This is a genomic window from Gardnerella sp. KA01001 (assembly GCF_049244025.1).
Classification (GTDB): domain Bacteria; phylum Actinomycetota; class Actinomycetes; order Actinomycetales; family Bifidobacteriaceae; genus Bifidobacterium; species Bifidobacterium swidsinskii.
On record NZ_CP058366.1, the window covers coordinates 628,100 to 638,618 of the forward strand.

Below are 10,519 nucleotides of genomic sequence, written 5' to 3' on the forward strand. Positions count from 1 at the left end.
TTCTACTGCTGTTGACCAATAGTGTTGAAGCTTGGTTCGTATTTGTAGTTCAATCCTATATTGTCTATCTATTTTTTTCTTGGTTTAATGTTTGTTTTACGATTACGTGCAGTGACCTGTATCCGGATTCTTCTGGATTTTTTATATAGTCTTTCGTTTTCTTAATATCGATTTCCCCAGCTTCTTTAAGATTAAGAATTTCATCATAAACTTTGTAAACTTCACTCACAGAATTTACAATCGCCCTACACCCTGCAATGTCATCTATTGCACCAAGCTCAAAATTTCCATTGCTGCGGTATAACTTTTTAAGTATTGATTCTTTGCGTTTAAGACGATACGTAGCCATTGCGTCTGGGTACTTATTTATGATTCCAACAAGTTTTTTGAAAAAGATTTGTGCTGGTTCTTCATGCTGATGGCGCCATGTGTTGAGGATGGATATCTGCTTGCCATACTCTTCTGAGTTTTGCTGATCTCTCAATTCCTTAAGTATTTCGCCAGCTGCGTTAGCTTGCTTTCGGCTAATTATCGTCATACGAATATAATATATAACTTGTATGTTTTATAAAAGGGAGGTGCGTATGACAACAATCTTTAACGTGGCATCGTACATCCTTGATATTACTGGAACTATTACCACTATGAAGCTGCAGAAGCTAGCTTACTATTCGCAAGCGTATTCTTTGGCTGCTACTGGGCATCCGTTATTTAACGAGGATTTTCAGGCATGGAGGAATGGTCCTGTTTGCCCGGAATTATTTGCATTGCATCGTGGGAAGTTTTTGATTCGTAAAGGTGAGCTTGTAATTCCCAATACTGAGAAGCTTCAGGATAATTCTTTAACAGATGTCCAAAAGATTCTTGTGGAAAAGGTATGCGAAAAGTTTGCTGGATATTCTGGTAGTGATTTGAGTGCTATGACACATAGTGAAGATCCATGGAAGAATGCTTATGATGCTACTAATAGTTCGGCAATATGCGTTCAAAAAATTACTAAAGATTCTTTGAAAGATTACTATTCAACTCATAATTTTTTGCGGTAAGCGCTGCGTAGTAGGAGATGTGCAGTAAGAGCTGCATTTTCGATATGTAATACACTTCTACTTATGCGTTGTCTAAGCGACCAAAACAGCACGTGCGTGAGTAGTTTAGGTCGCCTACGCAAGAAAATCCGGTCTAAACATCACGCGCGCGAGTAGTTTAGGCCGCGCGTCTTTATTGTCGTGCACTTCGTTTTAGTGCGAATCACGAATTCTGCCAATTGTTATAGCTGTTTGCAGTACATAAGCGGCGCGCGGATCCGTAGCATCCCATCCTGTAGTTTGCGCAACTTTACGTAAACGGTAACGAACAGTATTTGGATGCACATTAAGTTCGTGTGCTGTTTGGTCAAGAGCTCCACCAAAGCGTAAGAACATGTCAATAGTTTCCAGAGTCGGATCGTCATGATTGTAAGGAGCCAAACTTTGATACACCTTGTTGTAAAGAGTATCAAAAGCTGTGGCATCGCCAATAAGCGCTCGTTCTGGAAGCAAATCATCTGTGTGAATGATTTGCGGCAAATGCTTTACTGCTGGAGCAACAGCAATCGCGGCAAGAGTAGCAGTAAGAGCGGAAGAAATCTGCTCAACGCCTTCAACCATGCTGCTAACACAAATCGTCTTATGAGAATTCTCAAAAACTTTGCACAGCTTCTCTAAAGCCTGATCGCTAGGATTTTCGCGCACAGCAAGCAGAATAATATGAGAAGGCGCTGCAAAAGTAGAAGAATTTTTCGTAGATGCTGATATCAGTGCTTGCGTTTTTTGCCAAGCTCCCGTAATGCGCTGCAAAGCACTACTTTGTGTGCGCTCAACTATTGCATCATACGCATTGCAACTACCAAGCTGTGGCCAAATATTTCGACGCAAAGTGTCAGTGTTATCAGGTGGAATATCTGGTGCTGGCTTGCGATTTGGTCCGTCATCTGGCTTAATTGCAGTGCCGAAAGTTCCTGCAATAACAATAACTTTTGGCGAATCTGACCATTGAAGTAAATGCATGAAAGCGTCAATACGAGCGTCTGCAATACCATTCATTAAACACGTGGCAATAATCGAGTGTAATTGCAAGCGCATCGCCGCGTCAAAAACTTGGCCATCACGATTGTCGAAAATTCTAAGCGGTTCCGAGCTAGTTGATTTTTGCGCGCTGGGCAATGGAGTAAAACTCGGTGAATTATTACCTTTAGTATTTTCAGAAGATTGACTTGAATGACTCGAACGACTTTGATTTGATGAAAGACGATGCCACAAGTGGTGTTTGTGCTTTTCTTCGTTTTCTTGCTCTGCTTTAGATTGCTTTGCTGTAGAAGAGCTTTCTTGATCATTTGATACAGCGTTTACTTGCGTTTTGTTTAACTGTTGATTTTCAAGAGAATTGGCAATATTAGAATCCTCCGCGTGCTTTTCTGCTGCCTGTACGCTTGCTAGTATCGAAAGAAAATCGTTACTAAGTAAGCTGTTTCCTGCAAGTTTATCTTCATAATTTTCTTCGGACATAACAGAAGAAGCAGCGCTGCTATCTTGCGCAAACTGAGGTGTATTCTTCTCGTCCATCTTATGCCTTTGATCCTAACATTCTCTACTATTATAGCGCGATTGAGTAAAAGTATCTCGCCAAAAAGTAAGTGCTACAAAGCAGAAAACAAAAGCTAACGGTAGCATGTGTCGCTCAAAATTATTAGCTGGAGCAAGAATCATAACTCCAACCAGCAAGGCAAGTGGAATGTGCCATAACAATGTGCGCCAACGGCGAAGAATAATTTCTGCAACACCAATAAGTAGTGTAAAAATAACGAAAGTATTTCCGTGAATTGGCCAACTTAAAACAGGAATATCACTAAACGTGCTAATATCTTCTGCAAATTTAGTTCGCCACTTAGGATTCCAATATTTAATCCAATCAGATTTGTGTATGCTGTCAGTGTCTATGTAATATTCTGGCCCAACATACGGGCGGTCAAAAATATCAAAGTATCCGTAAGTCTTCGCAAGAAAAGCGTCAGTTGCAACGAGTGGACTATGCGTAATCATTTGCCACCAAGCGAAATCTAATTTACGAATATTATCTTTAGTAACGTATCGCCAACGATAACTCACTTTTTTAGACTGCAATCCGGAAGATTTCACAGGGTCTGCGTCATAAGGTTTGTATGCTTCTGCAGTTTGATCCAGATTAAAAATTGGTGCAATAATGCGCTTTGCACTACGCGGTATGCTATGCGGATCGAGCTTAGCTATACGTGCAATTTGTTGTAACTGAATGCCGCGACTCTCAATAGGATCGCCGCTAATAATAGCACCGCTCGAAATAAGCATAATTAACGAGCCGTGAATCACAACGATTGGAAGCAAAATTCCGCAAACCCACAAACGCCAGCGTTTGCGCTCAAAAATAATCAAAAGCACGAATTGAACAACCAGAATATACCAAGCGTATTTTGCAGCAATAAGCATTACGCACACTGAAACAATTAATTCCAAAACAGTGTGAAGTCTAGGCTTTTGCGCATTTGGCTTTGTGCTAGGTGTATTTTTAGTGTCCTTCGCATGATAGCAATTAGTTAACTCGTAATTTATACCAAACCACCAAACAAAAGCGAACGCAAAAAGCGGAGATTTTGTAAGCGCAATAGTTGAGCACAACACAAGCGGATTAAGTAAAAACATAAGCAGAATAACGAATCTTGCAAAAGTTGTTGTGCTGCAATTTGTTGAGCTAGATTCTGCATCAAGCCAAGGTTTGTTTAAGAAGCGGTGTGCTGTTGCAGAAACGCACCATGCTGCAAATACAAATTGTGCAAAGGCAAGAACTACAATTCCAGCGTCGTTTGAGTCGGTAAAGTATCTGGAGACTGCTGTTGTTGCGCCATAAATAACAGTTAGAACAATGTTGTGCTGATTTGTTAAATAAGTTGGATAAGTTGGCCACAAGTAGTGCGCAGTTGGGTAAATATCCATTGGGACAAAGCTAAAGAAGCCGATATAAGGCTGATCTAAGCCTGTAATTTTATTCCAAGTCCAACTGTACTCACGAATTTGCGAGCATATATCTGCACCGTATGCGGCAAGTAACGTAACTGGAACCCAAATCCAGCCCACGAAAAAAGTAAGAAGTAGGTTTCTTCTGTTGCGAGTGGAGTGGTTAATGAACCATTTAGCGCAATTAAAAAATAGTTTTGCAAATTTTAAAAGAAAATGCGAAATATTGCGGAAAATAGTGTGTTTAGTAGTAAATTTTTGTAATTTTGACTGTTTTTTATTTTCGCTATTTTTTCTTAACGCAATTGATTTTATTAATTTCGTAAAACGTTGATATTTAGGCAAAAACTTTTTATTTTTACCGTAGTAAATAAGCGCAGTCAGTATTAATGCGTATATTATGAAGGCAGCAACGAAAATAAAAGCATTAACCAACGAAAAATCAGCGATTGATCCTAAATGAACTTTAATATCTTGACTGCGGAAAATTGGTCCCAAGCTAGTGCAAAAAGCAAGTACAAAGCATAGCAAAGCAGCAAGAGTGTAATCTAAAAAACGTGCTACAACTGCACGCAATTTGCGCGGCTTTTCGTACTGCGTTTTGCGAAGTATGCGCTCCATGTGTTAACACCTGCTTAATTGATGCTCAGCTACTTTGTTTGCTATTGCGCGCAAAACATGCAATGACGCGCGCAAAAATATAATCTGATGTAAATTATACATATGACTATTTTTTCTTCGCAAAGTGTGGCATTGATGCCGCAGACCTCAGAAGTAGCAGATCTGGTAAAATATTTCGCAATTACAGATTCTACGCAAAATATTGCGCGAGAAATGATACAAAAAGGCGAAATAATCGCGCGAGATGACGGAAAGCCAGCAATAGTTGCGATTGTGGCAGACGAGCAAACAGCAGGAAGAGGACGATTAGGGCGTGCGTGGGTAAGCCGTGCGGGAGAAAGCTTTTTAGTTTCATTCGTAACGTTGCTGCCGAAGTCAATTGTTATGGACGCAAGTCACAATGGCTGGCTGCCTATTATTGCAGGGCTTGCAGCGCGTGACGCACTTCTAGAAACGTTTAAAGAGTGCGGAAGCTCGCCGATGCACGGTGATGCTTGCGCGATAAAACTTAAATGGCCTAACGACGTGTTTTTGCACGATTGTAAAGAAGGCGGAATATTAACAGAAATTGTAGCTGATCCAAGCAAAGATGATGTTGTTGGAGTAATTTTTGGAATCGGATTGAACTTGTATGTGCCTAAAGAAGTGCTGCCAATTAAAATGGCAACTTCGCTGCAAATGCATATGACTGATTTGCCGGAAGCTAAAGAATTGCGTGATACGATTGCTGCGAAAATCGTTACTGGATTGCGTTCTAGACTTGGTGATTTTATGCGCGATTATCCAAGCAACGCTGCAGATTTGCTTCAAGAAGTAAATGGTGTGTGTTGGACTCTTGGGCGCGAAGTTAACGTGCATCCAGTTGACGGAAGCGTGGTGACAGGAACTGCTGTGCGGCTTGGAGAAGATGCGTCGCTTACGATTCGTGAGGCATCTGGCGAGGAGATTGTGGTAAAAAGCGGCGATGTGCACGCAGTTGCGTATGAAGCGCGACGACCTGCTTGAGCGCTGCGATTTAGCGCGCGAAAGCAATTCGGAGCGCCGAGCTTGCTCAGGGTTGAAAGCACGGTGTGCTTTCAACGCAAGCGAGGTCTGCCTGCGTCAATAAAGACGCAGGCAGGGCAGGTTAGTGTAGTTGTGCTTTAGAAACTAGGTTGTGACTAGTGTGCGCTGACGACCTGCTTGAGCGCTGCGATTTAGCGCGCGAAAGCAATTCGGAGCGCCGAGCTTGCACGGAAAGTCCAGTGGACTTTCCGTGCAAGCTCAACAGCGAGCGCTTAAAGCGCAAGCGTCAGCTGTTTGCTAGTTATCTCAGTCAAAGAGCAAGTGCGCGGCAATCTTATACAAAACGGCATTCCCTTTTACAGTCGTGTAAAGGAAATGCCGTTTTTCTGCAATATAACGTTTCCGCTACGCGCGCTTTTTGTTAAGTGCGTTGTACAAGCCGGAGCAAGCTGCGCTCGCAACAAAAGCCTTAATCAAATCGCCAATCATGAAGATAATCAAGGTTGCGGCGGCAGTTGAAAGTGGCATGCCAGTTAGGTAGCTTTGGCCGAAAATGCCGAATGCGTAAATCACGATCGTGCCGATTATAGAAGCTACAGAGTAAGTGCAGAAGCGTGCGAAAGTCTTCTTGAAGGAGTTTTCTGGCATCATTGCGTCAAGAGCTACGTCAAATACGCGCTTCAAAGCTGCGGTTGCAGCAACGCCAAAAATGAAACCGGCTAAGAATCCTGCAGTAGGGCCAACAAAAACAGCCCAGCCGCCCTTAAAGCCAGCAAACACAGGCAAACCTGCTGCGCCAACAGCAAGATACATAACCACAGAAGCTACGCCTTCGCGCCAGCTCAACGTTAAACCAATAATGCACAAAACAAGAGTTTGCAACGTAATAGGCACAGGAGTAATAGGAAGATAAATTGCGCCTGCCATAGTAGAAAGAGCCAAAAGCACAGTGAGAAGCGCTGGCTTTGCAAGCCATGCTGCAGCTACTTTCAACTTATTCGCAACGTTTGAATTTGCTGATGCTGTTGTTGCATTATTTTGATTTATGTTAGTCATGAAAACCTTCTTTTGGTTATTTCCGGTTTGCCGTTTGCAGCTAATAGGTTGTCAATTAAACGGTTTTGCCGGTTGTTTTCCGTTTCGCTAATCACATTACGTGTTATAAAAATCATGTGCATTGGAGAAGTGTACAAAATTTTGCTCTAGCTTTTGTGTATGTCGACTCATCCGTAAACGCAACTTTTCTAATATCTTGTAACGTATGGTTACGAATATCAAAAAAATCCTCATCGCAAACCGCGGTGAAATTGCCTTGCGAGTTATTCGCACGGCTCACGAAATGGGCATTTCTACCGTTGCTATTTATGCACCGACTGATCGCAACGCGCAGTTTGTAGAAATGGCAGACGAAGCGTACGCACTTTCCGGAGACACATATCGCGATACTTATTTAAACGAAGATGCGATTCTTGACATTATTAAAAGAAGCGGCACGGATGCTGTGCATCCGGGTTACGGTTTCCTTTCGGAAGTTGCGTCTTTTGCGAAAAAAGTTAACGATGCTGGGGTTATTTGGATTGGTCCTCGTCCGGAAGCGCTTATTGATTTGGGAGATAAGATTACGGCTCGTCGCGTGGCAGTTCGCGCGAAAGTGCCGCCAGTTCCAGGAATTTCGGAGCCTGTGAAAGATATTCGAGAACTTTTAACTTTTGCGCAAACTCACGGCTATCCAGTGATGATGAAGCGCACGGATGGCGGCGGCGGACGCGGAATTACAGTCGTTCGTAACGATGACGAGTTGCGAGGCTTTTATATGAATCACGACGCTCTTCAGGGCGGCGACTTAGACGAATATTTTATTGAGCGTTTTATTGATAAAGCTCGCCACGTAGAAACGCAGTGCGGCCGCGACGCTCACGGAAATTTCACCGTATATTCCACGCGCGATTGCTCGGTGCAGCGCCGAAACCAAAAGCTGGTTGAGGAAGCTCCTGCACCGTTCTTGACTGACGATGAAAAGGATCAGCTTTACAGATATTCTCGTAACCTATTTGAAGCTGTTGATTACGTTGGTCTTGGCACGTGCGAATATATGGTGACTTCTCAGCATAAAGTCTACTTCTTGGAAGTTAATCCGCGATTGCAAGTTGAGCACACGGTTAGTGAGGAAGTTAGTGGACTTGATTTAGTGCGAGAACAGCTCAATATTGCTGACGGCGGCGAGTTGATTAAGGATCCAGAACCTCGCGGACACAGCTTCGAGCTTCGCATTACTTCGGAAGATCCTGCTACGAATTTGACTCCAAGTTCCGGCACTTTGACGAAAATAAAGTGGCCTTCCGGTCCTGGTATTCGCGTCGATTTTGGTGTTGAAGTTGGCGATAATATTTCGCCAAAATTCGATTCGATGATGGGCAAACTTATTATTACTGCGCAAAGTCGTGAAACTGCTGTCGCTCGTGTGCGTCGCGCTTTGAAGGAACTTTGTATTGAGGGCGTGCCAACTCCAGCAAAACTTTTTGAGCAGATTTTTAACGACCCTGAGTTTACTGCGGAAAATCACAGTTTTGACGTGTCTACTAAGTGGATGGAACGCAAGTATTTGAACCGCGTTCCTGCAGCTTCTTTGGGTGGCCAGCCGGCTTCGCTTGTTTCTGGAAAGTCTGCGGATGAATCCGAAAATAAGCAGCCTGCAATGGAATCCTTCATTATTGAGGTTGATAATAAGCGCGTAAAGCTTACGATTCCGCAAGATATTGTTGACAATTTGACCGGCTCTGCGCGAGTTCGTAGCGTTTCTAGAGCTTCGCAGCCTTTGCGTGGACGTTCGCTTCGCGGAAGTACTCACAAATCTGAAGAACAAAAGCAGATTCCTGGCGTAATCGCAGCACCTATGCAAGCTGTTATTACGCGCGTGAATGTGGCTGAAGGTCAGCAGGTTGCCAAGGGTGATTTGCTTGTGGTGCTTGAGTCTATGAAGATGGAAAATTACGTTTACGCTCCTGCAGCTGGTACTGTTACTGGAATTTTTGTGGGTCCTGGTGACGGCGTGGAATCGGGTGCAAAGCTTGTGACGATTGATCTTGCTGGAGATAAAAGCGCGGATAAGAGCGCAGATAAGTCTTCTGAATCTTCTGAAAAGTCTTCTGAAAAGCCGGAAGGAGAGCAGAAATGAGTACTTTAGCAAAAGAAAAGTCTGAAATCTCTGAAACTTCAGCGAAAATAGTTAATAACTCTTCTGTTAATAGCTCTGCTGACGATACAAACTTGCAGCCTCGTCGCGGAAAAGCTGCAGTTCAGCACGCAGCACAACTTGCTCGTGACGCAGAACAAAAAGCTTTAGAGCGTCAGCACGCAAAAGGTAAAAGCACTGCTCGCGAGCGTCTTGACTTGCTTTTTGACACCGGCTCATTCGTGGAAATCGGACGTTTTAACGGCGGTGACATAAATAACGACGTTGCCGGATGCGCTGTAATCACCGGCTTTGGCGAAGTTTATGGCAGAAAAGTTGCAGTTTACGCACAAGACTTTTCTGTGCGCGGTGGAACTTTAGGCAAAGCTGAGGGCGAGAAAATCTGCCATCTTTTAGATATGGCTGTTGAACTTCGCGTGCCAGTTGTTGCCGTAATTGATTCCGGCGGCGCTCGCATTCAAGAAGGCGTGAGCGCGCTTATGCAATACGGGCGTATCTTCAAAAAAACTTGCGAAGCGAGCGGCTTGATTCCGCAAATCTCAATTATTCTAGGTCCTTGCGCTGGCGGTGCTGTGTATTGCCCTGCGTTAACAGATTTGATTATTATGACTCGCGAGCACTCAAATATGTTCGTAACTGGTCCGGATGTTGTTAAAGCTGCAACCGGCGAGGCTATTAGCATGGACGATTTGGGCGGCGGTCTTGTGCATAACGCAACTTCCGGTGTCGCTCACTATTTGGGAGAGGATGAAGCTGACGCAATCGACTACGCGCGCACAGTTTTGGCTTATTTGCCATCTAGCTGTGAGGTAGAGCCTCCAACTTTTGCCTACGCTGCAACGCGCGCGGATCGCGAAACTGCGCGCGAGTTGGTGAATATTGTGCCGGATAACGACCGTCAGCCTTACGATGTGCTCGACGTGATTCGCAGAATAGTTGACTACGGTGAGTTCGTGCAAGTGCAGGAATTGTACGCTGCGTCTGCAGTGGTTGGTTTTGCTTGCATTGAGGGGCATCCTGTTGGAATCGTAGCAAATCAGCCGAAGGTGAACGCTGGTATTTTGGATGTAAATTCTTCCGAAAAAGTCGCGCGATTTGTGCGATTGTGCGACGCGTTTAATTTGCCTGTGGTGACTTTGGTTGATACTCCAGGTTACAAGCCTGGTTCAGATCAAGAGCACGCAGGAATTATTCGCCGAGGTGCGAAAGTGATTTATGCGTACGCGAACGCGCAAGTTCCGCTGGTTACGGTGATTTTGCGCAAAGCTTTCGGTGGGGCTTATATCGTTATGGGTTCCAAGTCGATGGGCGCGGACGTAAATTACGCGTGGCCAACCAGCCAGATTGCGGTTTTGGGTGCGCAAGGTGCTGTAAATATTATTCATCGTAAAGATTTGCAAAAAGCTAAAGAGCGTGGGCAAGACGTTGCGGCTCTTAGAAAACAGCTGGTTGACGAGTATGAGGCGACTACTGTGAACGCAAATCTTTCGTTGGAAACTGGTCAGATTGACGCAATGATTGACCCGGAGCAGACTCGCGATATGATTGCTGGCTCATTGAAGCTTTTGCGAAGTAAAAAGCGAGTTTCCAGAACTGGAAAGCATCACGGGAATCAGCCAATGTAAGTGATTTATAAAAATTATAGGGATTATCAAACTTATAACTAAAAACTATA

8 protein-coding genes are annotated in these 10,519 nt (G+C 44.0%); 4 read left to right on the forward strand and 4 right to left on the reverse strand.

Annotated elements, in window-relative coordinates:
* Positions 1 to 64 precede the first annotated feature (64 nt).
* On the reverse strand, positions 65 to 538 hold the full coding sequence (locus tag HXT59_RS02740; RefSeq protein WP_219705471.1) for a RelA/SpoT domain-containing protein: 474 nt from the start codon (positions 536 to 538) through the stop codon (positions 65 to 67).
* A 46-nt stretch (positions 539 to 584) separates the two neighbouring features.
* Between HXT59_RS02740 and HXT59_RS02745 the strand changes: the two genes are divergently transcribed.
* Positions 585 to 1,046, forward strand: coding sequence for a Panacea domain-containing protein (locus HXT59_RS02745; RefSeq protein WP_012914471.1), 462 nt, complete (start codon positions 585 to 587; stop codon positions 1,044 to 1,046).
* A 192-nt stretch (positions 1,047 to 1,238) separates the two neighbouring features.
* On the opposite strand, the gene HXT59_RS02750 is transcribed toward HXT59_RS02745, so the two are convergent.
* Positions 1,239 to 2,600, reverse strand: coding sequence for a PucR family transcriptional regulator (locus HXT59_RS02750; RefSeq protein ID WP_004109186.1), 1,362 nt, complete (start codon positions 2,598 to 2,600; stop codon positions 1,239 to 1,241).
* A 15-nt stretch (positions 2,601 to 2,615) separates the two neighbouring features.
* Entirely contained in the window at positions 2,616 to 4,646 is a 2,031-nt protein-coding gene (locus HXT59_RS02755) for a DUF6020 family protein (RefSeq protein WP_421784037.1), read from the reverse strand.
* Positions 4,647 to 4,748: 102 nt separating this feature from the next.
* Here HXT59_RS02755 and HXT59_RS02760 point away from each other — a divergent pair, with 102 nt between their 5' ends.
* Positions 4,749 to 5,651, forward strand: coding sequence for a biotin--[acetyl-CoA-carboxylase] ligase (locus HXT59_RS02760; protein ID WP_421784039.1), 903 nt, complete (start codon positions 4,749 to 4,751; stop codon positions 5,649 to 5,651).
* Between the two features lie 405 nt (positions 5,652 to 6,056).
* Here HXT59_RS02760 and HXT59_RS02765 read toward each other — a convergent pair whose 3' ends face one another.
* The gene (locus tag HXT59_RS02765; RefSeq protein WP_004109189.1) at positions 6,057 to 6,707 is read right to left on the reverse strand and encodes a biotin transporter BioY; all 651 of its coding nucleotides are present in this window, start codon (positions 6,705 to 6,707) and stop codon (positions 6,057 to 6,059) included.
* 205 nt (positions 6,708 to 6,912) lie between these two features.
* Here HXT59_RS02765 and HXT59_RS02770 point away from each other — a divergent pair, with 205 nt between their 5' ends.
* Together HXT59_RS02770 and HXT59_RS02775 are read left to right on the forward strand one after the other, a co-directional pair.
* On the forward strand, positions 6,913 to 8,826 hold the full coding sequence (locus HXT59_RS02770) for a biotin carboxylase N-terminal domain-containing protein (RefSeq protein ID WP_004109191.1): 1,914 nt from the start codon (positions 6,913 to 6,915) through the stop codon (positions 8,824 to 8,826).
* Positions 8,823 to 10,469 (forward strand): acyl-CoA carboxylase subunit beta, encoded by a 1,647-nt coding sequence (locus HXT59_RS02775; RefSeq protein ID WP_004109195.1) that lies wholly within the window; start codon positions 8,823 to 8,825, stop codon positions 10,467 to 10,469. The genes HXT59_RS02770 and HXT59_RS02775 overlap by 4 nt, the downstream gene beginning before the upstream one ends.
* The last annotated feature ends 50 nt before the right edge of the window (positions 10,470 to 10,519 follow it).

Coding starts and splice junctions, on each gene's coding strand:
- HXT59_RS02740 (WP_219705471.1), bottom strand. CDS start 538: ATGACGATAATTAGCCGAAAGCAAGCTAACGCAGCTGGCGAAATACTT.
- HXT59_RS02745 (WP_012914471.1), top strand. CDS start 585: ATGACAACAATCTTTAACGTGGCATCGTACATCCTTGATATTACTGGA.
- HXT59_RS02750 (WP_004109186.1), bottom strand. CDS start 2,600: ATGGACGAGAAGAATACACCTCAGTTTGCGCAAGATAGCAGCGCTGCT.
- HXT59_RS02755 (WP_421784037.1), bottom strand. CDS start 4,646: ATGGAGCGCATACTTCGCAAAACGCAGTACGAAAAGCCGCGCAAATTG.
- HXT59_RS02760 (WP_421784039.1), top strand. CDS start 4,749: ATGACTATTTTTTCTTCGCAAAGTGTGGCATTGATGCCGCAGACCTCA.
- HXT59_RS02765 (WP_004109189.1), bottom strand. CDS start 6,707: ATGACTAACATAAATCAAAATAATGCAACAACAGCATCAGCAAATTCA.
- HXT59_RS02770 (WP_004109191.1), top strand. CDS start 6,913: ATGGTTACGAATATCAAAAAAATCCTCATCGCAAACCGCGGTGAAATT.
- HXT59_RS02775 (WP_004109195.1), top strand. CDS start 8,823: ATGAGTACTTTAGCAAAAGAAAAGTCTGAAATCTCTGAAACTTCAGCG.